Source organism: uncultured Roseivirga sp. (assembly GCF_963973945.1).
Lineage (GTDB): Bacteria > Bacteroidota > Bacteroidia > Cytophagales > Cyclobacteriaceae > Roseivirga.
Window position 1 is genome coordinate 65,010 of record NZ_CAXBBV010000003.1, and the last position, 24,707, is coordinate 89,716.

26 protein-coding genes are annotated in these 24,707 nt (G+C 38.2%); 12 read left to right on the plus strand and 14 right to left on the minus strand.

Annotation, left to right across the window (positions count from 1 at the left end):
- Positions 1 to 8 precede the first annotated feature (8 nt).
- Complete coding sequence (locus AAC026_RS06615) at positions 9 to 2,459, minus strand: YfhO family protein (protein WP_339696153.1); 2,451 nt, start codon at positions 2,457 to 2,459, stop codon at positions 9 to 11.
- 145 nt (positions 2,460 to 2,604) lie between these two features.
- On the opposite strand from AAC026_RS06615, the gene ffh reads away from it, so the two are divergent.
- Complete coding sequence (gene ffh / locus AAC026_RS06620; RefSeq protein WP_339696156.1) at positions 2,605 to 3,936, plus strand: signal recognition particle protein; 1,332 nt, start codon at positions 2,605 to 2,607, stop codon at positions 3,934 to 3,936.
- Positions 3,937 to 3,969: 33 nt separating this feature from the next.
- Here ffh and AAC026_RS06625 read toward each other — a convergent pair whose 3' ends face one another.
- Positions 3,970 to 4,680, minus strand: a complete 711-nt coding sequence (locus AAC026_RS06625; protein ID WP_339606069.1) for a hypothetical protein — start codon at positions 4,678 to 4,680, stop codon at positions 3,970 to 3,972.
- Between the two features lie 359 nt (positions 4,681 to 5,039).
- On the opposite strand from AAC026_RS06625, the gene AAC026_RS06630 reads away from it, so the two are divergent.
- The 4 genes from AAC026_RS06630 (at position 5,040) to AAC026_RS06645 (ending at position 6,300) form a co-directional block, all read left to right on the plus strand.
- Entirely contained in the window at positions 5,040 to 5,165 is a 126-nt protein-coding gene (locus AAC026_RS06630; RefSeq protein WP_339606070.1) for a hypothetical protein, read from the plus strand.
- A 32-nt stretch (positions 5,166 to 5,197) separates the two neighbouring features.
- Positions 5,198 to 5,560, plus strand: a complete 363-nt coding sequence (locus tag AAC026_RS06635) for a hypothetical protein (RefSeq protein WP_339696159.1) — start codon at positions 5,198 to 5,200, stop codon at positions 5,558 to 5,560.
- A 204-nt stretch (positions 5,561 to 5,764) separates the two neighbouring features.
- Positions 5,765 to 5,998 carry a hypothetical protein gene (locus AAC026_RS06640; RefSeq protein ID WP_339606072.1) on the plus strand — a complete coding sequence of 78 codons (234 nt, stop codon included), beginning with the start codon at positions 5,765 to 5,767 and terminating at the stop codon, positions 5,996 to 5,998.
- A complete protein-coding gene (locus tag AAC026_RS06645; protein WP_339696162.1) occupies positions 5,995 to 6,300 on the plus strand; it encodes a type II toxin-antitoxin system RelE/ParE family toxin in 306 nt (101 codons plus the stop codon). The genes AAC026_RS06640 and AAC026_RS06645 overlap by 4 nt, the downstream gene beginning before the upstream one ends.
- 13 nt (positions 6,301 to 6,313) lie before the next feature.
- On the opposite strand, the gene AAC026_RS06650 is transcribed toward AAC026_RS06645, so the two are convergent.
- From AAC026_RS06650 to AAC026_RS06660, 3 genes are all read right to left on the minus strand, one after another.
- Positions 6,314 to 6,817: a hypothetical protein gene (locus AAC026_RS06650; RefSeq protein WP_339696164.1), complete on the minus strand. Its 504-nt coding sequence runs from the start codon at positions 6,815 to 6,817 to the stop codon at positions 6,314 to 6,316.
- Between the two features lie 62 nt (positions 6,818 to 6,879).
- Positions 6,880 to 7,857 (minus strand): pyruvate dehydrogenase complex E1 component subunit beta, encoded by a 978-nt coding sequence (locus tag AAC026_RS06655; RefSeq protein ID WP_339696167.1) that lies wholly within the window; start codon positions 7,855 to 7,857, stop codon positions 6,880 to 6,882.
- 134 nt (positions 7,858 to 7,991) lie between these two features.
- The gene (locus AAC026_RS06660; protein WP_339696170.1) at positions 7,992 to 9,695 is read right to left on the minus strand and encodes a hypothetical protein; all 1,704 of its coding nucleotides are present in this window, start codon (positions 9,693 to 9,695) and stop codon (positions 7,992 to 7,994) included.
- 215 nt (positions 9,696 to 9,910) lie between these two features.
- Here AAC026_RS06660 and AAC026_RS06665 point away from each other — a divergent pair, with 215 nt between their 5' ends.
- Positions 9,911 to 10,129: a PspC domain-containing protein gene (locus AAC026_RS06665; protein WP_339606077.1), complete on the plus strand. Its 219-nt coding sequence runs from the start codon at positions 9,911 to 9,913 to the stop codon at positions 10,127 to 10,129.
- Here AAC026_RS06665 and AAC026_RS06670 read toward each other — a convergent pair.
- From AAC026_RS06670 to hisS, 4 genes are all read right to left on the minus strand, one after another.
- Positions 10,126 to 11,133: a glycosyltransferase family 2 protein gene (locus AAC026_RS06670; protein ID WP_339696173.1), complete on the minus strand. Its 1,008-nt coding sequence runs from the start codon at positions 11,131 to 11,133 to the stop codon at positions 10,126 to 10,128. The genes AAC026_RS06665 and AAC026_RS06670 overlap by 4 nt on opposite strands.
- The gene (locus AAC026_RS06675; RefSeq protein WP_339608865.1) at positions 11,133 to 11,465 is read right to left on the minus strand and encodes a YbaB/EbfC family nucleoid-associated protein; all 333 of its coding nucleotides are present in this window, start codon (positions 11,463 to 11,465) and stop codon (positions 11,133 to 11,135) included. Before AAC026_RS06675 ends, AAC026_RS06670 begins: the two co-directional genes overlap by 1 nt.
- A gap of 24 nt (positions 11,466 to 11,489) precedes the next feature.
- Positions 11,490 to 13,235: a gliding motility-associated C-terminal domain-containing protein gene (locus AAC026_RS06680; protein ID WP_339696176.1), complete on the minus strand. Its 1,746-nt coding sequence runs from the start codon at positions 13,233 to 13,235 to the stop codon at positions 11,490 to 11,492.
- Positions 13,236 to 13,321: 86 nt separating this feature from the next.
- Positions 13,322 to 14,692, minus strand: a complete 1,371-nt coding sequence (gene hisS / locus AAC026_RS06685; protein ID WP_339696179.1) for a histidine--tRNA ligase — start codon at positions 14,690 to 14,692, stop codon at positions 13,322 to 13,324.
- A gap of 67 nt (positions 14,693 to 14,759) precedes the next feature.
- On the opposite strand from hisS, the gene AAC026_RS06690 reads away from it, so the two are divergent.
- The gene (locus AAC026_RS06690) at positions 14,760 to 15,122 is read left to right on the plus strand and encodes a hypothetical protein (RefSeq protein WP_339608862.1); all 363 of its coding nucleotides are present in this window, start codon (positions 14,760 to 14,762) and stop codon (positions 15,120 to 15,122) included.
- Positions 15,123 to 15,276: 154 nt separating this feature from the next.
- On the plus strand, positions 15,277 to 16,725 hold the full coding sequence (locus tag AAC026_RS06695; RefSeq protein WP_339696182.1) for a hypothetical protein: 1,449 nt from the start codon (positions 15,277 to 15,279) through the stop codon (positions 16,723 to 16,725).
- A 283-nt stretch (positions 16,726 to 17,008) separates the two neighbouring features.
- Here the strand turns inward: AAC026_RS06695 and AAC026_RS06700 are convergent, their stop codons facing one another.
- Positions 17,009 to 17,938 carry a LysR substrate-binding domain-containing protein gene (locus AAC026_RS06700; protein WP_339608860.1) on the minus strand — a complete coding sequence of 310 codons (930 nt, stop codon included), beginning with the start codon at positions 17,936 to 17,938 and terminating at the stop codon, positions 17,009 to 17,011.
- Between the two features lie 119 nt (positions 17,939 to 18,057).
- Here AAC026_RS06700 and AAC026_RS06705 point away from each other — a divergent pair, with 119 nt between their 5' ends.
- A complete protein-coding gene (locus AAC026_RS06705; RefSeq protein WP_339696185.1) occupies positions 18,058 to 18,447 on the plus strand; it encodes a hotdog domain-containing protein in 390 nt (129 codons plus the stop codon).
- Between the two features lie 60 nt (positions 18,448 to 18,507).
- Here AAC026_RS06705 and AAC026_RS06710 read toward each other — a convergent pair whose 3' ends face one another.
- The 4 genes from AAC026_RS06710 to AAC026_RS06725 all read right to left on the minus strand — a co-directional run bounded on the left by AAC026_RS06710 (position 18,508) and on the right by AAC026_RS06725 (position 22,126).
- Positions 18,508 to 19,179 carry a hypothetical protein gene (locus AAC026_RS06710; protein WP_339696188.1) on the minus strand — a complete coding sequence of 224 codons (672 nt, stop codon included), beginning with the start codon at positions 19,177 to 19,179 and terminating at the stop codon, positions 18,508 to 18,510.
- A gap of 93 nt (positions 19,180 to 19,272) precedes the next feature.
- On the minus strand, positions 19,273 to 20,193 hold the full coding sequence (gene rsgA, locus AAC026_RS06715) for a ribosome small subunit-dependent GTPase A (RefSeq protein ID WP_339608857.1): 921 nt from the start codon (positions 20,191 to 20,193) through the stop codon (positions 19,273 to 19,275).
- Entirely contained in the window at positions 20,190 to 21,434 is a 1,245-nt protein-coding gene (locus AAC026_RS06720) for a glycosyltransferase N-terminal domain-containing protein (RefSeq protein WP_339696191.1), read from the minus strand. Before AAC026_RS06720 ends, rsgA begins: the two co-directional genes overlap by 4 nt.
- Before the next feature lie 62 nt (positions 21,435 to 21,496).
- Complete coding sequence (locus tag AAC026_RS06725; protein ID WP_339696194.1) at positions 21,497 to 22,126, minus strand: peroxiredoxin; 630 nt, start codon at positions 22,124 to 22,126, stop codon at positions 21,497 to 21,499.
- A gap of 269 nt (positions 22,127 to 22,395) precedes the next feature.
- Between AAC026_RS06725 and AAC026_RS06730 the strand changes: the two genes are divergently transcribed.
- From AAC026_RS06730 to AAC026_RS06740, 3 genes are read left to right on the plus strand one after another with little or no spacing between them, the layout of a single operon-like run.
- Entirely contained in the window at positions 22,396 to 22,950 is a 555-nt protein-coding gene (locus AAC026_RS06730) for a hypothetical protein (RefSeq protein WP_339696197.1), read from the plus strand.
- A 56-nt stretch (positions 22,951 to 23,006) separates the two neighbouring features.
- A complete protein-coding gene (locus tag AAC026_RS06735; protein ID WP_339696200.1) occupies positions 23,007 to 23,600 on the plus strand; it encodes a hypothetical protein in 594 nt (197 codons plus the stop codon).
- A gap of 20 nt (positions 23,601 to 23,620) precedes the next feature.
- Positions 23,621 to 24,676 carry a DUF6588 family protein gene (locus tag AAC026_RS06740; RefSeq protein ID WP_339696203.1) on the plus strand — a complete coding sequence of 352 codons (1,056 nt, stop codon included), beginning with the start codon at positions 23,621 to 23,623 and terminating at the stop codon, positions 24,674 to 24,676.
- The last annotated feature ends 31 nt before the right edge of the window (positions 24,677 to 24,707 follow it).

Genomic DNA, 24,707 nt, shown 5'->3' on the forward strand with positions numbered 1-24,707 from the left:
ACCATGTATTAAATGTTTTTGGTGATATTTTCAACCTTCAAGCTCCAGTAAACTGTTCCCAAAAACATCAATACCACCAAAATAGAGAAAATCCTCATCACGATTTTTCCTGTACTGTATATGGTAGGCTTAAATTCGAAAACTATTTCATGATTTCCGGCAGGAATTTCCAATGCACGAAGTACATAATTCGCACGAAGCATTTCTACGGGTTGACCATCAATGGTTACTTTAAACCCTTTTGGATAATAAATCTCCGAGAATACGGCAAAGCCATCTCCTGAATTCTGACTGTTGTACTTCCAGTAACCGGGGTGGTAGTCTATTAAATTAATCTGCCCTTCGCTGCTTGGGTCATCAATTTTTAAATTGAATTCGCTAGCATTGACAATGGCTTGCGTTTTTGTTTCAATATTTCCAATACCGTTAAAGGCTTCATCTGGGGAGTTGACTTTAATTAGATTATCAACAAACCAAGCGGCTCCATTCGCAGAATTATTGGTCAATGCTCCTTGGTCTGAATTGGGGTTAATAATCAAATAACGGGTGTTCAACATATTCAATACCTCGAAACCACGGAGGTTGCTGTCGCCATTCTTAATTCTTTCGGTCAATTCCTGCATTTCAGGAAAGATATTTTTGTCGATTAACTCTTGATATCTTCTCAAGCGCGCACCATGATAACCATTGATGGTATGGTGATGGTAAGCAGACTGGGCGCTGTAAAATGATGAAGTGAGGTTCAGTACACGGTCTCCTAAACTTTCGTTTTGTTTAATGTATCTGTCTGCATTGGTTTCGGTAAAAAACTGCGCTCTTGGCGACTTGGCAAAGTTGGCCTCTCCAATAAAACGTCCAGCAACGAGACTTACATCTAAAATTCCAAGCAAAATCATTAGTCCGAAAGCCATTGGTTTACCTAGTTTTTTGATGGAATACAAAAAATAAGTGCCTGCAAAAAGGGCGATAAAAACAAAAGCACGGAATGCGTCACTTCGAAATAAATCCTTGCGGTCTTCTTTCAGCGCGTTGGCGTACTCTACAGGTAACTGTCCATCGAAGGGTGAACCGAAACCTAGTACTCCAGGGATTATGGCCAATATCAAGGCTAAACCTCCAGTGGCGCCTAAGGCGATCCATAATTTCTTTTGTTGAGCCTTATTCAGTTTTTGATCTATCACCTTTTCTAAGCCCAACATGCCTAAGAAGATAATACCGAAAATGGGCATCATAATCGTGAAACTTACGGACCTGAATTTATTATAGCCTGGGAAGTAATCGAAAAGAAGGTAATTGAGGCTAGGAAGATTTCGACCATAACTCATGAGTATACCTAAAATGGAAACGGCTACTAACCAGATTACATAGCGCCTTTCAACAAAGAACATTCCCACCACACAAAGGAAAACCATGATTGCTCCTGCATAATAAGTAGTCGGAGATTCTTTGCCCCAATAGGTTCTAAGTTGTGGGAGCGTTTGTCTTACTTGAGCTTCATTAGCACCTGCTTTTCGCAAAACATCAGCGCTTTTAGAGTCGGTGCCTAGCTGATCATTTCCTCCTAAAGCATTTGGAATGAATAAGGTGAAAGGGTCGGCAAGGCCATTACTGTATTGAAAAGCGTAGGTTTTAGATAAGCCGTCTTCATTTAAGTCTTGGTCGGTTTGTTGGGTTAATTCAGACTGACCTCGGTTTGAATATTTTCCATACTCGTAGGTCGCGTAAAATTCACCAAAGAAAGTGCCCACGGCTAAAACGGCTGCCAATACGAGTAATCCCAAACGTTGAGCAAAAGGCTTTAACTCTCCTTGCTTTATGGCATGGATAAGTTGTAGTAAACCGTAAATGGCAACAATAAAGGCCAAATAGTAAGTGATTTGAAGGTGGTTTACCCGCATCTGCATGGCCAAAGCCAAGGCTGTAAGACTAAAACCCAACCATTTATTTCTTGTGAAGCAGAGGTGAATTCCGCCCATGACCAAAGGCATCAGTGAAACTGCTGAAATTCGAGCGTTGTGCCCAGCCGTTATGCCTATAATATTGTATGAAGAAAGAGCAAAAGTAACTGCGCCAATAATGGCTAAATAGGGCTTCACTTTAAAACAAAGCAACATGATATAGAAAGAAATCATTGAAACGAAGATGATTCTAACCGGGTGAGGCAGTCCAAAACTGATCACTGCATGCATGGTTTTGATCAACTCATTCCCCCATTTCACACTCACCATATAGGCGGGCATCCCGCTAAACATCGAATTGGTCCAAAGGCCTTCTTCGCTAGTTTCAGCCCTGTAATCTAAAATCTCCTTTGCGCCACCTTCCCATTGCAAAATATCGCCTTGGGTTAAACTTTTGCTTTCAAAAAAAATAGGTTTGAAAAGAATCAGCGTAAGTACTAGAAAAATGGCAATCGCTACAATATGAGGCAATATGTCTTTCTTAAAATCGACTTTGATCATGTTTGGGAATGTTATGAAGGCACCAATATCTTCATATCAAATGTATTTAAAAAGGTGAAATGTTTTTTTTGGGTTTTTCAATGCGAATTCATCCTTCGCGCTGACGATTATTTTTATATTTTTGCAGTCAATTACAATTGAGAATATGTTTGATAATTTAAGTGGCAAGCTGGATCAGGCGTTTAAAACGCTAAAGGGACAAGGAACAATAACTGAAATTAACGTTGCTTCTACGGTAAAGGAAATCAGAAGGGCTTTAATCTCCGCTGATGTTAACTTTAAGGTAGCCAAAGATGTAACGGATAGAATTAAGGAAGAAGCGCTTGGGCGTGACGTATTGATTTCTGTTAAACCGGGCCAACTTCTAGTTAAGATTGTAAGCGAAGAGCTTACCAAGATGATGGGGGGTGAAAAAGCCGACTTCAATGTAAAGGGCGACCCTGCTGTGATCTTGATTTCTGGACTTCAAGGTTCGGGTAAAACCACTTTCTCTGGTAAACTGGCCAATATGCTTAAAAAGCAAGGTCGTCAGGTATTACTAACCGCTTGTGATATTTACAGACCTGCTGCGATTGACCAATTGAAAGTGTTGGGAGAGCAAGTAGGAGTGGAGGTATATGCCGAGCCTGAAAATAAGAATGCCCTTCAAATTGCCAATAACGCGATCAAACACGCTAAGGCAACGGGTAAGAAAATTGTAATTGTGGATACTGCCGGACGTTTGGCGGTAGACGAACAAATGATGAATGAAATTGAGGAGCTTAAAAAAGCCCTTAATCCTACCGAAACCTTGTTTGTTGTCGATTCGATGACAGGACAGGATGCGGTAAATACAGCCAAAACCTTTAATGAGCGCCTCGATTTTGACGGTGTGGTTCTTACCAAGTTAGATGGTGATACCCGTGGTGGAGCTGCCCTTTCTATCAGAACTGTGGTGGAAAAACCGATCAAGTTTATGTCTACTGGAGAAAAGATGGATGCTATCGATCTTTTCTATCCTGACAGGATGGCCAGCAGAATTCTTGGTATGGGTGACGTGGTGTCTTTGGTTGAAAAGGCGCAAGAAAACTTTGACGAGGAAGAAACCCGTAAGCTGAACAAGAAGATTCGTCAGAATAAATTCGATTTTGAAGACTTCCTTTCACAGCTTGAGCAAATTAAGAAAATGGGTAACATCAAAGACCTTTTGGGTATGATTCCAGGTATGGGAAAAGCCATGAAAGGACTAGATATTGATGACGATTCATTCAAGCCTATTGAAGCCATTATCAAATCAATGACTAAGGCTGAAAGGGCCAATCCGGATTTAATTGACGGCAGTAGAAAGAAAAGAATTGCAAGCGGTAGTGGCAGAACTATTCAGGAAGTGAATAACCTAATGAAGCAGTTTGCGGACATGCGCAAAATGATGAAAACCATGAACAAGATGGGTGGAGGAAAAAGAGCCTTAGCCAACCTTGGAGGAATGAGAAGGTAATTTTATCTGATACGAATTACTACTTTAAGCCTGCTACTTTTGATTGGACTCCCATTCAATTAAAGCCTTTTGATATCTGAAATCGGTAGTCTGAAAAGTGAGCTTGTACTTGTAGCCGTTGGGATTGCTCATTGAAGAAAAGCGCGCTAAGTTTACACTAGTAGAGTCTGTATTAGGCTTTTCATTCAGTTCGTATTCAATATCTGCATCTTGTCGAATCCACTTTAACCTATACTGGTTTAAGTTTTCATTAATAGCATAGCCTTTCCGTGTTTTGGTTAGGGCCCTTTCTGTTTCAAGAATTTTTTTGTTTTGATAGTCGTTAATTAGGAGTTTGGCTCTACCATATTCGTTTAATAATTCATTGGTTTTATCAACCGTTAAGAAAGCTTGAATCTGTACTAACAAGCTGTCGATAAAAATGAGGTCAATATTATTGATGTAGTGAGATTCAACCAGGTAATCCATTTGATCTAAGCTATACACCGAAAAGTCTTTGGTGTAGAACTCTCCGTAATGCTTAAAAACCCGTTGATCAAGTTCTGAAATAGACATGCCTAATTCTAGTGAAGAAAAGGAAAACTTATATTTTGGGACTGAACTGTTTACTGAAGTAATTGGCACTCGAGGGACTTGTTCTACTTCCTCTACTTTTTTCTGAGGCACCTCCTTTTTAGGAGCACTACAACCTATTGCAAATAAAAGGATTGTAATCAACAGGAATGGTTGAACTATTTTCTTCAATACAGAACTAATTTTTACGTTAATGTAGAAGAAATTAATGAGTAAGCAAAATTTGGGATGTACATGTTACTATTTATAGGAATTCGTTACTTTCAGAAAAGAAAGCTTATGATAGGGATGCTCGAAGGAAGGAATCTCCCCACGGAAGAGTTGATAGTTTAAAAAGGGTTGGAGGCCTAGATGATGAAAACAGTAAATAGAGTATCATATGTTATTATAATTGCAGTAGTCGTACAAGGAATCTTTTTTCCCATCGATGATTACATATTTGGTATAGCAAGGATCATTTTACTGGTAGGTTCGATAGCCTTGACATTCTACACTGAGAGACTAATGAGGAAATCTAAATAATCGGAGGAATGATTAAGGGAGAAATTCAAGGGATGGTGTTAACCAATAATAAAGTTGGGGAAAGTATTTTGATGGAGGTGGTGGGTACGAATCAGAGCATAGTAGATCAAACTCCTACAAGGGATATTAGGTAAGTCAATTAGTAAAGATTGACAAGATGAAATTGGTGAAATCAATTAAAGAGAATGCTACGTTTTTGATTACATCCATTATTGGGCTTTTGCTCTTAGGTGTAATTTATGGGTTTCGTGAAATGTTGTACTGGAGCGCAGTTATGATGGCTATTTCACTTCCCGTCATAACGCTAGTGGTCGTTTATAGAACATTTGAGCGATTTGGAAAAAGAGAAGCATTGGTGGTTATTAAGAGAAGATCGCCATATTACTTAATTGTCATTACTGTATTTATTTTAGACTACACTTTCGTTCTAGACAATTACTTTAGGAAATACATTTTGGTTCTTGATTCTGTGATTATTGTTGGACTTTTGGTCTTAGCTTTATTGATCAAGGTGTTTAAAAACGTTTAACCCTAAGGTGTTTAATTTACCCCCTGTGATAATTGATGCTTGCCTGCACGGCAAGTATATCTTTGGTGAAACCTGTTTTGTGATGTTCTTTGAGTACATCATTAAGAGTAACAGAAAGGCCGGTCCATACTGAAGTTTTGAGGGTAGATTTCTATAATCGCAGAATAACAGCAACAAAAATTGTATAAAACGTTAACTTTGAGTATGGATTTACAGACGAGAAAACTACATTTTATAGAAGAGGTACTCGCGATAAATAGCGAGTCGATTATCGATAAATTGGAATCTGTTCTTAAAAAGGAGCGAAAAAGCTCTGACCCTGTCCTAAAGGAAAAACTTACCTCCAGAGCTTTAAACGCCAACGAAGACATTAAGGCAGGAAGGCTACATAGCCGACAAGAAGCAGAAGCCAAAATTAAGGGACGTCTGGGTATATGAGAGTAATCTATACAGATCAGTCTATTAATTGCCTTGAGGAAGCGCTTGAGTTCGTTGTTGAAAAACAAAAGCTCTCACCTGAACAAGCTTCCAGTTTAAAAGACAGTCTGTTTGACAGAGCCGATAGTTTAGCGATAAACCCATTAAAAGGTCAACAAGAAGAATATCTAAAAGACTTGAAAGAAGGACACAGAAGAATTATAGAGGGTCATTTTAAGATCATTTACAAGATTGAAAAAGAAACGGTCTATATCACGGATTTTTTCGATTCCCGACAGTCTCCTGAAAAAATGAAAGGGTAATAGAAAAGTAAAATCAATGCTCTTTTTTAACTACTGTCAAAACCTCAAGATATTGGTTAGTCGTGATGTCCTTAATTTGAATAGCCTTTAAATCATGAGGCGGGAGTCCATATTTTAAATGAGCGTCCCATACATATTCAATAAACCATTCTTGTTCTTTTCCCCAGCGTTTTTCCTTTAGCCTTCTTTTTAAGAAGTTTTCTTTATCAATATTTAGAAAAATGGGTTGGTCGATTAACGCATTGATATTGGTATTAGCGAACACCAGAATGCCCTCAATGATGACATAATCATAATGCTTTTTTGCTTGGGTGATGGCTTTGTGCCAAGCATCCCAATCAATAGACTCAGGGACTTCCCAATCGGGAATTCCTTTGATCTCCGGAAGTTGATCTTTTGGGAGCGTGTATTCGTCTTGATGAAGCACCGTGGCGTTCTTTAACTGAATCACCAGCCAATCTGCCAACGTAGATTTACCTGACCTTGAAACTCCTCCTATGGCGATTACGGTAGACATGTATAAAAATAAAAAATCCGAAGCTATAAGGCTCGGATTCTTAAATATCATTTTTAAAAAGACTACTTATACATTACAGAATGAACAGCATCTAGGGTTCTTTTTACATTCGGTAGAATAGCATCGATTAATGTTGGTGCATATGGCAATGGCAAGTCCATGCTGTTCACTCTTTTAATCGGAGCATCCAAATAATCAAAGGCATCCTTTTGTACATTGAAAGCAATATCAGTAGCTAATGAAGACAATGGCCATGCTTCCTCTACAATTACCAAGCGGTTCGTCTTCTTTACTGATTTAATAATAGTAGGGTAGTCCAAAGGTCTTACAGAACGAAGGTTGATTACCTCAGCACTAACTCCATCTTTAGCCAATTCATCAGCTGCTTCGTGGGCTATTTTCATCATTTTACCGAAAGAAACTAACGTTACATCACTTCCTTCGCGCTCAATGTGGGCCTTACCAATTTCTAAAATGTACTCTTCTTCAGGAACCTCTCCTTTATCGCCATACATTAATTCTGACTCCATAAAGATTACAGGATCGTTATCTCTAATGGCGGCTTTTAATAAGCCTTTGGCATCGTATGGAGTAGAAGGCACCACTACCTTCAAACCAGGGGTGTTAGCGTACCAGTTCTCAAAGTTTTGAGAGTGCTGAGAGCTCAACATTCCTGCGTTACCTGTAGGGCCTCTAAATACAATCGGAATAGGGAACTGACCACCTGACATCGACATCATTTTGGCAGCAGAGTTGATCACCTGATCAATGGCTACTAATGAGAAGTTAAAGGTCATGAATTCTATAATAGGCTTAAGACCGTTCATGGCAGCACCAACGCCAATTCCAGCGAACCCTAGTTCCGCAATAGGGGTGTCGATTACTCTTTCTGGGCCAAACTCGTCTAACATACCTTGGCTTACCTTATAAGCTCCATTGTATTCAGCCACTTCTTCGCCCATAAGAAAGATTTTTTCATCTATTCTCATTTCCTCAGACATGGCCTCTCTTAGGGCTTCACGAAACTGTATTTCTCTCATTAATCTAGGGTTTTAAAGGCCGTAAAAATAAACATTCAGTACTCAATTCACAAAGAAAGATTGACAAGAGTGAAGAGAATAAAAAAAGGCTCTGAATGTGAATTCAGAGCCTTTTTGAGAATGTTATTTTTTGATTACTTCAAAATATCAATGAAAGCTTGAGTTCCGCTGAACTCTCTGAACTCTAAATCAGATAAAGCTTTTGCTTTTAATGAAGCGTCAGCATTTACTGCATTTCTTAAGTTCTCGATTACTTTGTTCTCGTTGCTCTGACGAGCAGCAGCAACTGCAGCTAAGTAATGTGCCCAAACATATGCTCTGTCATTAGAAATTACAGTTTCGAAAGTAGACTGAGCACTTCTGAAATCTTTTTTCAGCAATTGAGCCATACCTTTGTTGTACTGGTCAACTGAACGGTTTGTAGCATTACCTAATGAGCTCAACGCTGCATCATAATTAGCCATTTTAATTTCAATTGCACCTTTAGCACCGTTTACACCTTGTCTAACATCGTTGCCAGGGTTCATTGTTAATGCTTTGTTTAAAGCATCAAGAGCAGCTTGGTTGTTGTTTTGCATTGCTTGAGCCATGCCCAAGTTAGCTTGTGCTTGAACGTTAGCATTCTTTTGGTTAGAAATTTCGAAATGGTTGATAGCATCTCTCAACATGTTGGTTCTTTCTCTTCCAGAGGCAGCCATTGCCATTTCCATTGTTACAGCACCAAGATTGTTGTGAACAGACCAAGTATCGTTCTTTTTAGCAGCAGCTTCGTAGATTGATTTTTTCTCTTCTAAAGAAGGAGTGAAAGAAGCAGCATAAGCCAATTCTTCACCAGAAAGTTGATCAGCAGAGCCTCTTCCTTGTGCAATAGACTTTGCTAAAGAGATAATTTCTTCTCTCGATTTCTTAGGCTTAATAGTTAAAACTTCAGTTTTAGCTGTTCTCAATTGAGGATAAATATCTTTAAATACTTGCTTGTAAGTACTTAGTTTTTGAAGCTCTTTTTCTTTTTGTTCGAAAGAACCTGAACCGTTGATAATGTTTGTCCATTCAGTTTTTTGAGCTGAAGAGATACCGTTATAGCTAGAAAGCATTGCTTTTAAGTTATTCCAATCATCAATAACTGGCTTAGTAATGAATCTAATTTGGCTAGCCAATCCTTGGTAGTCATATTTGTCCATTTGCTCTCTGTACCATGTTTCTATGGCTACAGCTCTTTCTTTCGCTAAGTCAGCGTTAATTCTGTCTTTACCTTCTGGTGAGTGAGTACCAGTAATAGTTACCGTTTTTGTAGCATTCTTTTCTGCAATGAAGGCAGCGAATCTTGAACCTCTATCAGAGTTTTTCTCTACTGGTCTTAAAACTGATCTTCCTTGCTCGAAAAAGAATTCAACGTTAGTAGGAATCAACTCCTCTTTGTCGTTGTAGCCATGATCTGAGTAAGAAGCAAAATAAGATGGCTGAACTAAAGTAGAAGTAGTGATCAAACCTTCAGCAATGATAAGTTTTTCAGATTCTACAAAATTTCCAGTTTTAGGGTTTGAAGCAACACCTTGAACCAAAAGATTTCCACGAGACATTGCAGGGTCATATGCAAAAGAGTATTCTTTAGTTACTTTTGGTTGTTCAGTTCCAGAGTTAGGGTAATCCTTTGCGTTGAATACAACAGGAGCCAATTGTTTTTCTTGAGTACCATATTGGTAATAAGAATTCAACGTGTAAACCTTTTTAGGTTTTAACATTTTTACAGGCAGATTTGCCGACATTGTGAAGTTAACTTCGTTTCCGTGAACTTCCAATGGAGTTGGCTCAACCGTAAGCCCTTGGTCTTTAGACATTCTTGCCATTTTGCTTAGCGCGCAACCGGACATTGATAGTACACCAAGTATCAAGAATGGAAAAAATAGTTTAGCTGTTTGGGTTTTCATATTATTTTGATTGATTTAGAACAGTATAGCCTTAATTTTAGGACTGCAAGTTTAATAAAATTTTAATGGATTCCGATTTTAACCTTTAATAAATTGTTTTGTAAATTTGTTGTAATATTTGTTCAATGGAAAGAATTCAGCGTTTTTTTGAAAGTCAGGCTTACGGTGTTTGTACCAAATTAGGAGAGAAGCTTAATTTGTCGGCTTCATCTATTCGTTTGTTCTTTATATATGCCTCCTTTATTACGTTCGGTTCGCCACTGCTTGTTTATTTAGGACTCGCTTACATCATCAATTTTCGCAAGCATTTACGTAGAAGACAGAATCCTGTTTGGTATAACTAAGGATTTATTTTTCCGTAAGTTTTTTTCTGGCGAATAAAGTAATCCCAAATTACTAGGCCTTTATATCTAGGGTTGTTTTTTGATGTCCTAGGAGCTGATTTTCGCTTTCTCATTTGGCAAGGAATAGATCTCATGAAATGGAAATGCGCTTTAATAATGGCTATTCCATGAGGTAAACCACTCAGTATTGAGAACTGAGCAATGGCTAACCAATCTAAAGCCAATCTGATTGGGAATTTCCAGAAGAGATCCGCAGTTTTTTCGTTTTTCAGAAGAATGTTTAAGCCGTTTCTGAAGTTTAAATACGTCTTTTTAGGGCTCGACTTGTCTAGTGTGCCTCCTCCCAAATGATAAATCACACTTTCAGGGCAGACTTTAACTGCATAGCCTAAGTTCCAAAAACGCCAGCAAAGATCTATTTCTTCCATATGGGCAAAGAAATCTTCATCTAAGCCACCGGCTTCTAAATAGGCCGATCGTCTAACAAAAAGAGAAGCTCCTGAAGCCCAAAACACGTCTTGCGTTTTTTGATACTGATTTTGATCTTCTTCTATGGTATGGAAAACCCTACCCCTGCAAAATGGATAACCCAGTATGTCGAGGTAACCGCCAGAGGCTCCAGCATATTCAAAATGAGTCTTTTTCTTGAGGTCTAAAATTTTAGGTTGAACTGCGGCTAGGTTAGTATCCGATTCCATTAATTTGAGAATCGGTTCTATCCATCCTTCTGATACCTGAACATCGGTATTGAGCAAAACCACAAATTCAGAGGTTATCTCTTTTAGTGCTTTATTATAACCACCACAAAAACCATAATTTTCTGAATAGGTGATTATTCTAACTGAAGGGAAGTCGCTTTTTAGAAGTTCAACCGAGCCGTCAGTTGAACCATTGTCAATAACAATGATTTCGTGATCGTTGCTAAACTGAACAACGGAAGGCAAGTAGTTCTTTAAATGGGTTTTGCCATTATAATTAAGTAAGGCAACGGCTATTTTTGACATTAGAACATATTACCCAAGTCCATACCGGGAATGTTGGGCATAATGCCCTCTGTACTTTTTTTGATTTCTTCTTTTGCGCTCACGTCTGCTTTTTCAAGAGCATTGTTTATGGCGGCAACAGTAAGGTCTTGTACTGTTTCTTTATCTTCTTTACTCATTAAGGCTTCATCAATTTCAATTGAGATGACCTGTTTTTTGCCATTAACAGTGGCTTTAACCATTCCGGCACCAGCCTCACCTGTTTCATGAATGTATTCTAGCTTGTCCTGGGCTTCCTTCATTTTGGACTGCATCTCCTTCACCTTGCCCATCATTTTCATCATATCGAACATAAGCTTGTAATTTTTTACCCAAAACTATCGAATTAATACTAAAGTTCCGGTCTGTTGAATGGTGGTATTTCCTGCATCTTGAAACGAAATTCGATAAGCATATCCGCCTATGCTTGCTGGCGCACCATTATAGTTGCCATCCCAGCCAATACTTGGGTTGGTTGAATTGAATATTAAACTACCCCAACGATCAAAAATTTGCATCTTGAAATTAATGAAAACTCCATCACCAACTGTAAACGTATCGTTTACTCCATCGCCATTTGGCGTGAAGGCGTTTGGTAAACGAATTGTTCCAACGGAAAGCGGGAAGCAGAATTCTGAACTCATTTCTGAAATATTGCCACATTCATCTTCATAGGCTACAGTATAGCAAAGCTCTAATTGCCCTGATCTTAAGTTTGAATCTATAAAGTCTGGAGTTGTAGATGTTCCTATAGAGCTGAAAGTATTATCGGGGTTCTTTTTAAAAATAGTATAACTGGTGGCGTTTACTGGGGCTTGGTCAAAATCAAGTTCGAAAGTAGCATTTACTAATTCACCGTCCATATTTTGTATGGCTGGTGGGCTAAGTGTCCCATTTAAATCAGGGTTGATTGGAGCGCTAATTGAGATTGCTGCACCAAAGCTTGCTTGGAAATAGTAACTATCAACCAATGTGCAGTTGCTTAGTGTTCTTTGAACTGACCCAGTGTTTATTGAAAACGTTTCTTGAGAACTACCGCCTTCATAAAACTGAATTTGGTCTAAACCGCTGGCGCTGGTGTTAAAATCAAAATCAACTTGAATATCGCTACTTACATAGGCAGCCGTGTATTCTGAGGCAATGGAGTAAATGGTTTCTGAAGAAATTGCATTGGCATTACAAAGGTCTGCACTTTCAATCTTAACTGAGTAAACCATGTTTACGAAATCAAAATTACTGTTCGTATATGTATAGTTTGTGGCATTAGTAGCAGGGTTTAAGGTAATGACGTCAAGCTGACTTCCATCTTCTGATTCAATCATTAAAGTGTGTACAATTCTACTGTCTAAGCTTTCATAGTTAACTTCAAACATGGTGGCGTCCATTACTTCCAAACTATTGATCACAGGAGTGGGGGAGCTGTCGAGCGTGCTTATTGTCTTTGTGCTGGTTGAACAGTTAGTGGGGTTACCAGAAGCAAGGCCTTGTACGGTAATGTCATAATCCCCAGCTATAGCATAAGTATAAGCCAGTTCGTTTGAATCAGTGGCTTTATCAATGGTTTGGATAGAACTGCCATCGCCAAAATCTATAGAGTAACTGTCATAGCTGTCTTGGGTGAAATCAATATCTAGAAAAACCTCATTGTTAGCACAGGCAAAAACATCGTATGCGGGCTCAATGGCTTCGATTACTGTAATTTTGATATAGCTTACTTTGTTTCCATCTGGGGCATTGCCATTGAGTTGAACTAAATAATAATCTCCAGGAGTAGTGTAAGTAAAATCTAGAGCATTTGTATATGAGCCATTAGTGCAACTAAAAGGGTCTGCCTGATAATTCCCAGTACAATCATCTAGGTTTAATGTGTTGTCATAATTGTATTGAATGGAACCTCCACCACCTAGTAAGTTTGTGGGGGTCACAGTAAAAGGGGCGCAACCAACTACTTCATTGACCTCAAAGTTACCGTTTGGAGTACTGGCAGTTTGTGCATTAGTCTGATTCGAAAACATACAAAGCAATAAAATCAGAACACCGAAAGGCGTAATGAATTTTGAAAGCGCTTTAGAGTTAATCTTCAAATCGGTTTTAATTTGATTTCACTTATTGGTTAACGGTTGGTTTTCGCGAAACTTATTTATGAAAGTAGGCTTTGTGAGTTGAGTGCTTAATGCTCTTTTAAAAAGTCGATTAACTCTAACAAAGTTTGCTTATGTTGTTCACCATCTTTCATGTTTTTCATCGTGTAAATGTTGGTGTCTATCTCTTCTTGCCCAACCATAACTACGTAAGGTATGTTTTTCTTATTGGCATACCCCAATTGTTTTTTCATCTTGGCTGATTCTGGATATACCTCGCAGTTGATATTGTTGTTTCTCAAGCGAGTAGAAAGGCCTAATGCATGGGCTAAGCAATCTTCATCAAAATTGGTGATCATCACTTTTGTATTGCCCAATTGATTGGAAGGAAATAGGTTTAGCTCATCCAATACGTCATAAATTCTGTCTACCCCAAAGGAAATACCAACTCCCGAAACACCTTCTAGGCCAAATACACCAGTAAGGTTATCATATCGGCCACCGGCCGTTATAGTGCCCATTTTTACAGATGTAGGTTTTACTTCGTATATGATGCCTGTATAATAAGAAAGGCCTCTGGCCAAAGTAAGGTCGAAGTGTGTTTTGTCATGAGGCACACCTAAGCTTGTCATGTGCTTTAAAGTAGTTTCAACTTCATTCAAACCCTCAATACCTACGGCAGAACCTATGAATACTTTTCTCAAAGTTTCAATTTTGTTTTCGTTGCTCTCTTCAATTTCAAGAATTGCAGTTAGTCTATCTAAGCCAGATTGAGCAATTCCCAATTGAGCCATTTCATCCAGCATTTTTTCTAAACCGATTTTATCTAGTTTATCTAAAATAACACAGAAGGCCGAAAACTTGTCAGTAGCGCCAATTACATCGGCCAAACCTTCTAATACTTTTCGGCTGCTAATGGAGACTTGATAATCTTTTAACTGCAAGGCGCAGAAAATTTCATCTACCATTGCCATTAATTCCGCTTCGCAAACCAATGAGTTGGTTCCAATAATATCTGCATCGCACTGATAAAACTCTCTGTATCTGCCTTTTTGAGGTCTGTCCGCTCTCCAAACGGGTTGTATTTGATAGCGTTTAAACGGGAAAGCTATGTCATTTTGATTCATTACCACGTATCGGGCAAAGGGAACCGTAAGGTCGTATTTCAGGCCTTTCTCAGTAATCTTTTTGCTTAATTCTTTAGCGCCAGCTTCAAAGTCAGCCGAATCAGTTTTTGAAAGAAAGTCACCTGAATTTAAAATTTTGAACAAGAGCTGGTCGCCTTCATCACCATACTTACCCGTTAAGGTTGTTAGGTTTTCTATAGCAGGAGTTTCCAATGGCATAAAGCCGTATTTCTTAAAAACACTTTTTATTGTGTCTAGAAGGTGATTTCTACGGAACATTTGTTCCGGCCCGAAATCACGAACACCTTTGGGTAATGAGGGTTTTTGAGCCATTCTTGTTGGTTTTAATCATACAAAACTACTAAACGCAGGGCTAATCTGATTGTTCTTAAAGAGAATATTGAAAACTTATGTGAATTTTATTTCGCTAGGGGTTTATAAATTGTATTCAAACTCTTATCTTTGCACCTCATTTCGAACAAGTACTATCATGGGGATAACGAGATTAAAAAGAAAAGCGAGAAGAAATAAGCAGAGATCTGCTGATAGGGTTAATAAAATCAAGCAATTGACAAGTACCCCTGTAATTGCTAACGTTGATAAAGAAGAGCTTAAAGCTTCATTTGGAAAAACTTCTAAAACGGAAGCAAAGCCAAAGGCTGCAAAAGAGAAGGTTGAGGAGCCTGCTACTGAAGAAGCTCCTAAAGCAAAAAAGCCAGCAGCAAAGAAAGCGCCTAAGGCAGAAGAGAAGACTGAAGAGTAATAAACTCTTGAAAATATACCTTGAAGGGGCTGTTGAAAAAACTGTCCCTTTTTTTGTTGGGGTAGAGTGAAAACCAATTTAACATTGGCACACAATAGACCGCTATAGTATATAGGAAGGAATTGCTTATTTTGGTTGTCAAACCTTAACAACCATGATGAATCGCGATAGCCCTAAAGGTAAAGATGAAAGTAAATTAAGGCGGTGGGTAGCCAATCTTCAGCTTGAAAGTTGGCAATTAGAACTTCTCATTACTGGGTTCTCTATTTTTTTGCTTGCTACAGGAATTGGCGAGTACAATGAGATAAATCGTAATATTCAAGAGAACAAACTGAATCCCGGGGCCAATGGGCTCAACCCTCTACTCAGTATTTCGATCAACTTTATTTTAGATACCATTCCAATAGGAATGAAGTTCTTTTTAATTAATCTGTTGATTCACCTTTTGCTTAGAGGCTTCTGGATTGGTATTGTGGGCTTAAGCTCTGTTTCAAATTTTATTGACTACGATAAACTTGGGTTCAAAGGGAAGTTTAGAAAGTTTATGCCAGAAAACGTTCGGTCGTTAGACGAACTGATTGTGTACTTAGATAAAATATCTAGTGTAATCTTTGCCTATACCTTCTTATTGGTTTTTTCTATTGTTTCTGTGGTAATAGTTTTTGCCATTGGAATGAGCTTAATGAGTGTGACTGTAATTCTCAGTACTTCTCAGGAGCTAACAGTATGGGTGGGAATTCTCAATTTACTAGCCATTTTTGTGGTTTTATTCTACTTTATATTGGCTGTCATTTTCTTCCTCGATACCCTGTTTTTTAGCGCTTTTAAGAAGTCTAAATGGTTTTCAGTATTATATTATCCGATTTATCGAGTCTTCTCTGTAATCAGCTTATCTATTCTTTATCGGTCTATTTATTATCACCTTATTACTACCTATAAAAGAAAACAGATTGTAGGTATTTCTTTTGTGTTGGTTATAGTACTCATTGTAACCCTTAAGGCTGATGCGTTAGATGTAAATGTTTTCTATCCGGAGCGAACCAATATTTCTGAACAGTATATGGTAGATGAAGTTTATGATAACTTAAGAGCGGATGATCATTTTATTCACCGTTTGAGTTTGCCCTCTAAATATGTTGAGAATGGCTTTCTTGAGCTATTCTTACGCTACAACCCCAAGGATAATGGAATTCTTGAGTTGCTTTGCCCAGATAGTTACAAACTGAGCCCTGAGGAAGGAGTGATGCAAGGTTTTAAAGCGGGTATGAAAGCCCAAATGGATACAACTTTAAATGTTGACGAGCTTATAAGAGACAAAAATTATGAAGTCAAGCTGATAGAGTCTTTAGTTTGCCAGACCCAAATATTTGAAATTTATATTGATGGGGAATTGTATCCAAACCCTGAATACGCATTCAAGACTCATCCTTCCAATGGCGAAAGAGGTTATTTAACAATAATTGATGTTGCCGAACTGGGAAGGGGAAAGCATCTTTTAGAAGTGAAGAAGCTTAAGGCTGGCGGTACTGCGCGGTTAAGAGGAGTACAGGCAGGTGATTTAAAAATGGAGCCTATGTCTAAACTCAATTTTTGGATACAGTAAAAGTCCAGATGCAATGCTCAGTTTACATTACATAAGGACTTTTTTCGGTAGAATATGTGCTTCCTTTAGGTGAAAAGGAGATCTGCTCAATAATGATATTTCTTCCAGTGGCTTCTTATTTTTATTACTATGAAAGTGATGATTCCAGAGTAGAAAAGGCCTAGAGAAAGAAGTGTGCTATCAGTATTCATTGTGTTCTTTTGCTCGTTATTATGAATCAAAAGTAAGGGGTTGTTCAGGTGAATATCTAAGCGATTCTCTTATTTGAATCTATAGGTGAAAATTATCTCCATTTCACCTTGATGAATTTTTTTCCCTTCTGAAAATGATCAGGAATGTTCGATAGGATTTCTCCTCGTAGCTTTTCTATTAGTGATTCTTTAGTAAAGCTTTTGTGTACCACTAAGCTTATTTCCCTTACTGGTTCGGGGTGTTCTAAACGCTTTACCCTAGGGTCGTTCAGCTCATCTATCACCGACAGCTCTGGTACTAACGTATAACCCATATTAGAGCGCACCATGTTTTTTAAAGTTTCAATCGAGCCGCTTTCATATGAAAATCCTGGATTGTCCGACTGCTTCTTTTTATCACAGATATTGAGTACTTGGTTTCTGAAACAATGTCCCTGATTTAATAACCATAGACCATACAAGGGTAAACTGTCTGGTTTAAGGTTACTTTTCCCATATAATGAATGGTTTTCGGAACTGTATACTAAAAAGGGTTCATTGTATAATGGGATTTCACGGATGGAAGACTCCTCTAGTGGGGTGGCTAAAATACCAATATCTACATAGTCATTTTTGAGTGCCTGGATAATTTCTTCAGATTCCATTTCTCTAATTTGTAGATGGGTATTCGGATATTTTTCAGAAAATCCCTTTAAAAATCTGGGCATTAAATAGGGAGCAACTGTAGGAATAACTGCAACCCTAAAGTTTCCAGTAATCGTGTCTTTTTCTAAGTTAACCAATTCCTTCAATTGGTGTGCTTCTCGTAAAATCTGCCTTGCCTTACTAATGATTAACTCACCAGTGGGGGTTGGGACAATGGGGTGCCTAGATCGATCGAAGATGAGCGTGTTCATTTCATCTTCTAACTTTTTTACCTGAAGCGTAAGTGTGGGCTGGGTTACAAAGCAATGTGTTGCCGCAGTTACAAAGTGACGATGGGTATCTAGAGCAACGATATATTCAAGTTGTTGTAAGGTCATTCTATAGTTTTAATCTATACTAATATAGATACCATTAATTTGATTAATAGTTCCGAAAGGCGGAAATTTGTGCCCACAATAAAAAAATAGGTAAGGTTAAAAACTCTAAAACAAGAATTATGAATTTTCACACAAGAAAATGGGTAAGGCCCGGAGATTTAAATCCTAACTCTACGCTTTTTGGAGGTAGGTTGCTCGAATGGATTGATGAAGAGGCAGCGCTTTACACAATTGTTCAGCTCGAAAATAGGCATATCGTTACCAAGTTTATCTCAGAGATCAATTTCATTAATGCACCTTGTCAGGGTGATATTATCGAGATAGGAATTGAGGCAGTGGCCTTTGGCCGTACTTCGATTACGTTAAGGTGCGAAGTTCGGAATAAGCTTACCAGAGAAGATATTTTGAGTATTGATAAAATAATTATGGTAAACCTAGGAGAGGACGGAAAGCCTGCTGAACACGGCAAAACCAAAATTGAATTCGTAAGAGATAGATTGAGTCTGTAATAGAGCGCTTAAATTCAACAGGAGGGTAACAATTTGTTATACTCCTGTTTTCTTCAAATTTTACTTTTTAAGGTGCATTGCCATTTTATTTCCCCATTCAGTTCTTTCTTCTCCCACACCTTCATAAGTGTCTAAACGCATTACTTTTAATTTAGCTAATGCCTCATCTGAACCAAAGTTGATAAACCGCAAAAATGCATAACTGATCATTCCCGTTCTATGAATCCCAGCAGAGCAATGGAGGTAAATTTTGCCGCCTTTCTCTAGAATTTCTTCCATGCTAGAAAATAATGTGCTTAGTTCTTCAGCTCTTTCTTCAGAAATGGGTTTGGCGTTTTCCATTGGAAACCATAACCAACCTAACTCTGCTTTGCTGGTCAATATCTTTATTTGCTCGGCCCCCTCACTCTTTGAAAGCAATGTTAAAATGTGTGTTGCATGCTGAAGTTTTAGGTCTTCTGTCAGTTTGGTGCTAGGCCTGTGCCCAATTGCTAGGTATCCATTCCCAATGTTTACCCAATTCACTAGTTCCAAGTTTGAAAGACGCTTTTGCATGGTCTTTACTCTCCCCAATAATGGACCAATGGTTCGTTTCAAATTTCGATTTTTCTCTATTATTGATTGTAGATCACTGAGGAGTTGATTTGAGTATTGTATAGCATCTTCCGTGTTGGAACTGATAGGGTTTGAAAGCCAGAGGGAGGCGCTTTCAATAATCTTACTTGTAATCATATGGGTATGAGCTATATTCTTGTGAATATAGTATGGAAATTTGAAGTTTGTATTCGCACTTCCTTTACTTAATAGTGAAATATATAAAGAAACCTACCTTCTGTTATCGGAGTCCTCTAACATACTTAAATAGCTCATATAGCGAGAATCGGCAATTTCACCATTTACAAAAGCCTCCAATACAGCACAGCCAGGCTCATTTACGTGTAAGCAGTTGTTGAATTTACACTGTCCCAAAAAGGCTCTCATTTCAGGAAAGTAATCGCTGATTTCTTCTTGTTCCATTTCCACCAAACCCAGCTCTTTAATTCCAGGGGTGTCTATAATTCGAGCATCACCTTCCGTTTCAAACATTTCGGCAAAAGTAGTGGTGTGCGTTCCTTTGTTAGCAAAGGTAGAAACTTCGCCAATTCGTAAACCTAGTTCAGGCACTAAGGCATTTAGTAATGACGATTTTCCAACGCCAGAATGACCAGAGATTAATGAGGTTTTACCTCTTAGTGCTGCCCTGATTTCATCAAGACCATGTTCTTTTAAGACTGAAATGAGTAGGGTTCTATATCCAATACTTTCATAGAGTTCCTTCAACTGGTCTACAATCTCCAAGCCCTCTTGGTCGAGTAAATCACTTTTGTTAATTACTAAAATACAGGGGATTCTGAACGATTCCGCACTCACCAAAAAACGATCGATAAACCCCAAAGATGTACGGGGAAAGGATAGCGTAGCGACCAAAATAGCTTGATCTAAATTGGAAGCAATAATGTGCGAAAAGTTAGACTTACGGGTAGACTTTCTAATAATATAGTTAGAGCGAGGCTCAATTGTTTTAATTACGGCTGAACCTTCTTCACCTTCTTGATCGAGGATTACCCAATCGCCCACCGCTATAGGGTTGTTTACTTTTAGCTTGTCTTGCTTGAATTTGCCACGCAATCGAGCTTTGAAAACTTCACCACTTTCGATTTTTACTTCATACCAAGACCCCGTAGATCGAATGACTCTTCCTCTCATTTGTTCCATTGGGTTAAACAGTTCATGATTTTAGCCGTGGCTCCAGTGTTTTCTCTAATGTATGCTTTACAATGTTCAGAAGCCTCGTTTCTGAAATCAATATTGGTTGTAAGTCTTTTGAAGTACTCGTCAATCTCAGCTTGTTGAGTGAATGAGAATGCACCTCCTTTTTCAATCAGGGCTAATGATTCTGGGAATTTTTCCAGATTGTTGTTCCCGAAAATCACGGGTAATCCAAAAGTTACTGCTTCCAATATGTTATGCAATCCATCTCCAAAAGCGCCTCCAATGTACGAAAATTGGCCATATTGATAGAGCGAAGAAAGCATGCCTATGGTATTGATAATTATGATGCGAGATTGCTCAATACTTTCTGTTGTTGCCTCTGTAATTCGGCAATAAGAGAGTTGAAGCCCCTTTTCTAACTGCTTGATGCTGTTTTCGCTCACATCGTGCGGAGCAATGATGAACTTAACGTTTTTGGAACGATTGATAATAGGGTAGAGGAAAGCCATATCTGCAGGCCAGCAGCTTCCAATCACCATGACAAGCTCGTTATGACTGAATTGTGCTACCAATGAGAAATGCTTTGGATTGCTTACTGTATCTACAACTCTATCAAAGCGGGTATCACCCGTAACGGAAACCTGATTGATATTAATTTGCTTTAGCAGGTTCTCAGACTTTTCGTTCTGAACAAAAATATGATCAAAGAATGTAAGCGTTTTTCTGAAAAAGCTACCACTAGGCTTAAAGAACCTTTGTTTTTCGTTGAATAATGCTGAAATACAGTAGAGTGGAATTTTACGTTCACTGGTCTGTTTGAGGTAATGATACCAAAATTCATATTTCACAAAAATTACCAATGCGGGGTTTACGATATTTAGAAGGCGTTTGGCGTTCCTTTTTGTATCGATTGGTAAATAATATACAAAGTCAGCTTCGGTATAATTTTTCCTAAGCTCATAGCCTGATGGAGAGAAAAAAGTAACGAGTATTTTATGGTTGAGGCTTGATTTGCGAAAAGCTTCAATTACTGGGCGACCTTGTTCAAACTCTCCGAGTGATGCACAATGAAACCAAACTACAGGGCTATCGATTTCGGAGAAATCCTTTTCCAATCGCTCAAATATGTTTTTCCTTCCTATAATAAATTTCTTCGCCTTTTCATTGAATGGGGCTACCAAACCAATAATTAGGCGATACAAAAGGATGGATATATTATAGAGAACAACTGCCATTCAGAGCAAAAATAAAAAACCCTCCATTACGGAGGGCTTTTACACTTAATATTTAATTCAGCTTAGTTTTTAGAAAGGTAATCAGCAACACCATCTTTAGTGGCTTTCATTGCTTCTTTTCCTTCTTCCCAGTTTGCTGGGCAAACCTCACCGTATTTTTCAACGTGGTGAAGGGCATCTACCAAACGGATCATTTCATCAATATTTCTACCCAAAGGTAAATCGTTGATGGTTTCTTGTCTTACCGTTCCTTCTTTATCGATTAAGAATGTACCTCTGTATGCAATTGGAGCACCCTCGAAAGTAAGATTACCCTCTTCGTTGTAATTCCAATCACCAGCCAATACACCGTAGTTATGTGCAATTGTTTTTGCAGTATCGGCTACTACTGGATAAGTAACACCCTCGATACCACCTTGATTTTTTGGAGTCATCAACCAAGCCAAATGGCTTTCTTCCGTATCACAAGAAGCTGCAACAACTGCTACATTTCTTTTTTCAAACTCTGCTAATTTCTCCTGAAAAGCCAATATTTCAGTTGGGCACACGAAAGTGAAATCCTTTGGGTAGAAGAAGAATACTACGTCTTTTTTTCCGATGTATTGGTCAAGAGAAAAACCCTCAACTATCTCTTCCCCGTTAATTACTGCCGGTGCGCTGAATAATGGCGCTTTTTTTCCAACTAATGACATTTGTTTTTTTATTTGAATTGAATAATTGATTTCTTTTACTAATCTTTACATTAAGAGACCACTCAGGCTATTTAAATCCCTCCTTTGCTTTAAAGCTAGAACAGTATCTCCGTATTTGCGGGTGCAAAGATAATGGTCTATAGAACCGATATCAAATGCTTAAAGTTTTCTTTTTTGAGAAAGAATGAGTTACACTTTGAACGAGAGAATCGTTGAATACAGGCTTCGAATTTATTGTTAACTTTACGTAACCTGTTAATGCTATCATAATGAAGAAAATTTATTTGTTGTTAGTACTCTTGATTACACTTTCGGCCTGTGATGAAGGTGGAGTTTTAATTACTGTGCCTTCGGTGGGAAGTTATGAATTCACTATTCTTAGTGCAGATGCGAACGGTAGTGCAAATAATAGCTTTACTGCTGAACGAGTGGTTGATCCATCCGCCCTTTTTACTGAAGATGCCGAGCTAATTAAAAATATCACACTTAATCAGCTTACCTATGAAGTTTCTGATTATTCTGGTACAGCTGGGAATGATGTACTTATGAACATTAGCCTTTCAACAGAATTAAATGGTACAACTACAGAGATATTATCAATTTCTGGAATATCCCTGACCAATGGCCTTTTTACAGCTTTTGAACATGGAAACGCTTCATCTCAACTTTCGGCAGCCCAAGTAGCGAGCCTTGAAGCTATTATAGATAACCAAGAACCTTTTAATTTAATAATGACTGCAGGTTTCGATAAGAATATTGAAAGTGACTTTAATATTGAAGTAGTATGGGATATTACCGCTTCTATCTCGCAGAGCACCAATTGAGTGAATTTTAAACCAACCTTTATATTTATTTTAGCATCCTTTTTAAAACCTTAACAATGAAAAAAAACTTACTGTTAATTTTACTAATGGCGACTATTATTAGCGCCTGCGGAGAAGCTGGTATCCAATCAGACATCTCTCAAGCTGTGGAAACTGATCCTGTTACTGTTACTATTGATGTTCCTGCCCAGTTTGTAGGGCAATTTATTGATGTGGCGCCAAACCCAGTAACTGTTAGAACTGAGGAGATAAACATTACATCTGATGAGTTTGATGAGTATTCTGGTGATGAGCTTAAGCGTTTTACTATTAATAAAATTTGGTATAAGATTGAAGACTTTGATCAAGGAAACGAAGCTGATTTGGATGTTACTTTAAACATTATCAGCGGAGGGAGTTCTACTGAGTTGTTAGAAACTACTATTGTAGACGCTCATCTTAAAACAGAGGATGTACAACTTTTTGACAAGGCTGCTCCTGGAGATGTTAACCCTGCGGCTATATCAGTTATTGAAAGTTCATTATTGAACGGTACATCTTTTGTAATTGAGATGGTACTTACAGGAAAGAATATGACTTTTCAGTCAACCAGTGACACCTTCAATTTCCGATTCAAGTTTGATGTAACCGCAAGAGTTCAGTTAGATTAATTTTTTAAAAGCATTTTGACATGAAAATTTATACAAGAATATTATTGATCGCTGGACTAATGGTGTCAATGGCGAATGTTTCTAAAGCGCAATTTGATTTTGACTCTTTTCTTGAAGCTGGTTTGACTGACGCTAATAAACTATTAGAAGCCTACATGGCGCCAGCCTTCCAAGGTATTGGTTATGGTGTAAATGCGGGTTGGTACAATACTGCCAGACCTCATAAGACTTTAGGTTTTGACCTTAATATTTCAGTTAATGCTGCAATTGTGCCTACTAGTGGTGAATTCTTCACCTTTAAAAATTCTGATTATTCCAATGTGAAATTATCAAATGGTACTTCGGCACAATTACCTACTTTGTTTGGGCCTAATTTGGGAGCTGATGACCTTCCGGAATTGACATTTATGGATAACAATGGTAATGAAACCATTCGTATTTCAGCACCAACAGGTTTAGGTTTAGAGGAAGAGTTTCCTGCAAACGCAGTACCTTCTCCTATGGTTCAGTTAGGGATTGGCTTAATAAAAGGAACTGATCTTAAGATTAGATACACTCCAGATATATCACTTGGAGATGAAGATGAAGTCAATGTAAAATTGTTTGGTATAGGTGTAATGCATGATATAAAGCAATATTTACCTGTGGTAAATAAACTACCTTTCGACCTGTCTATGTTTGTTGGGTATACTAACTTGAAAACGGGGTTTGTTATAGATTCAGACTTGAATCAGACTGCGGAATTCGAAACTAAAGGAACCGTAGTTCAGGCATTGGTTTCTAAAAAACTGGCGCTTCTTACGGTTTATGGAGGCTTAGGCTATGCAAAATCTAAAACAACTTTTGGATTGAAGGGTGTTTATACTACTGAAACCAGTAGCTACACTGACCCAATTGATTTGGCTTATGAAAATGGTGGAGTTAAGGCAAATGTTGGTTTAAGAATTAGATTGTTGTTCTTAAACATTTTTGGAGAGTATTCTTTCCAAGAATACAATACCGCCACAGTGGGGATTGGCCTTAGCTTTAGAGAAGGCGCGAGTAACACAAACATTCCAATTGTACCAGGTATCTAAAAAATACGGCATTGTGATATAATAAAAAAGG

Bases quoted from the DNA above. Each gene is read 5' to 3' on its own strand.
- AAC026_RS06615 (WP_339696153.1), bottom strand. From the start codon at position 2,459: ATGATCAAAGTCGATTTTAAGAAAGACATATTGCCTCATATTGTAGCG.
- ffh (WP_339696156.1), top strand. From the start codon at position 2,605: ATGTTTGATAATTTAAGTGGCAAGCTGGATCAGGCGTTTAAAACGCTA.
- AAC026_RS06630 (WP_339606070.1), top strand. From the start codon at position 5,040: ATGATTAAGGGAGAAATTCAAGGGATGGTGTTAACCAATAATAAAGTT.
- AAC026_RS06640 (WP_339606072.1), top strand. From the start codon at position 5,765: ATGGATTTACAGACGAGAAAACTACATTTTATAGAAGAGGTACTCGCG.
- AAC026_RS06645 (WP_339696162.1), top strand. From the start codon at position 5,995: ATGAGAGTAATCTATACAGATCAGTCTATTAATTGCCTTGAGGAAGCG.
- AAC026_RS06650 (WP_339696164.1), bottom strand. From the start codon at position 6,817: ATGTCTACCGTAATCGCCATAGGAGGAGTTTCAAGGTCAGGTAAATCT.
- AAC026_RS06655 (WP_339696167.1), bottom strand. From the start codon at position 7,857: ATGAGAGAAATACAGTTTCGTGAAGCCCTAAGAGAGGCCATGTCTGAG.
- AAC026_RS06660 (WP_339696170.1), bottom strand. From the start codon at position 9,695: ATGTCTAAAGACCAAGGGCTTACGGTTGAGCCAACTCCATTGGAAGTT.
- AAC026_RS06665 (WP_339606077.1), top strand. From the start codon at position 9,911: ATGGAAAGAATTCAGCGTTTTTTTGAAAGTCAGGCTTACGGTGTTTGT.
- AAC026_RS06670 (WP_339696173.1), bottom strand. From the start codon at position 11,133: ATGTCAAAAATAGCCGTTGCCTTACTTAATTATAATGGCAAAACCCAT.
- AAC026_RS06675 (WP_339608865.1), bottom strand. From the start codon at position 11,465: ATGTTCGATATGATGAAAATGATGGGCAAGGTGAAGGAGATGCAGTCC.
- hisS (WP_339696179.1), bottom strand. From the start codon at position 14,692: ATGGCTCAAAAACCCTCATTACCCAAAGGTGTTCGTGATTTCGGGCCG.
- AAC026_RS06695 (WP_339696182.1), top strand. From the start codon at position 15,277: ATGATGAATCGCGATAGCCCTAAAGGTAAAGATGAAAGTAAATTAAGG.
- AAC026_RS06700 (WP_339608860.1), bottom strand. From the start codon at position 17,938: ATGACCTTACAACAACTTGAATATATCGTTGCTCTAGATACCCATCGT.
- AAC026_RS06705 (WP_339696185.1), top strand. From the start codon at position 18,058: ATGAATTTTCACACAAGAAAATGGGTAAGGCCCGGAGATTTAAATCCT.
- AAC026_RS06710 (WP_339696188.1), bottom strand. From the start codon at position 19,179: ATGATTACAAGTAAGATTATTGAAAGCGCCTCCCTCTGGCTTTCAAAC.
- rsgA (WP_339608857.1), bottom strand. From the start codon at position 20,193: ATGAGAGGAAGAGTCATTCGATCTACGGGGTCTTGGTATGAAGTAAAA.
- AAC026_RS06720 (WP_339696191.1), bottom strand. From the start codon at position 21,434: ATGGCAGTTGTTCTCTATAATATATCCATCCTTTTGTATCGCCTAATT.
- AAC026_RS06725 (WP_339696194.1), bottom strand. From the start codon at position 22,126: ATGTCATTAGTTGGAAAAAAAGCGCCATTATTCAGCGCACCGGCAGTA.
- AAC026_RS06730 (WP_339696197.1), top strand. From the start codon at position 22,396: ATGAAGAAAATTTATTTGTTGTTAGTACTCTTGATTACACTTTCGGCC.
- AAC026_RS06735 (WP_339696200.1), top strand. From the start codon at position 23,007: ATGAAAAAAAACTTACTGTTAATTTTACTAATGGCGACTATTATTAGC.
- AAC026_RS06740 (WP_339696203.1), top strand. From the start codon at position 23,621: ATGAAAATTTATACAAGAATATTATTGATCGCTGGACTAATGGTGTCA.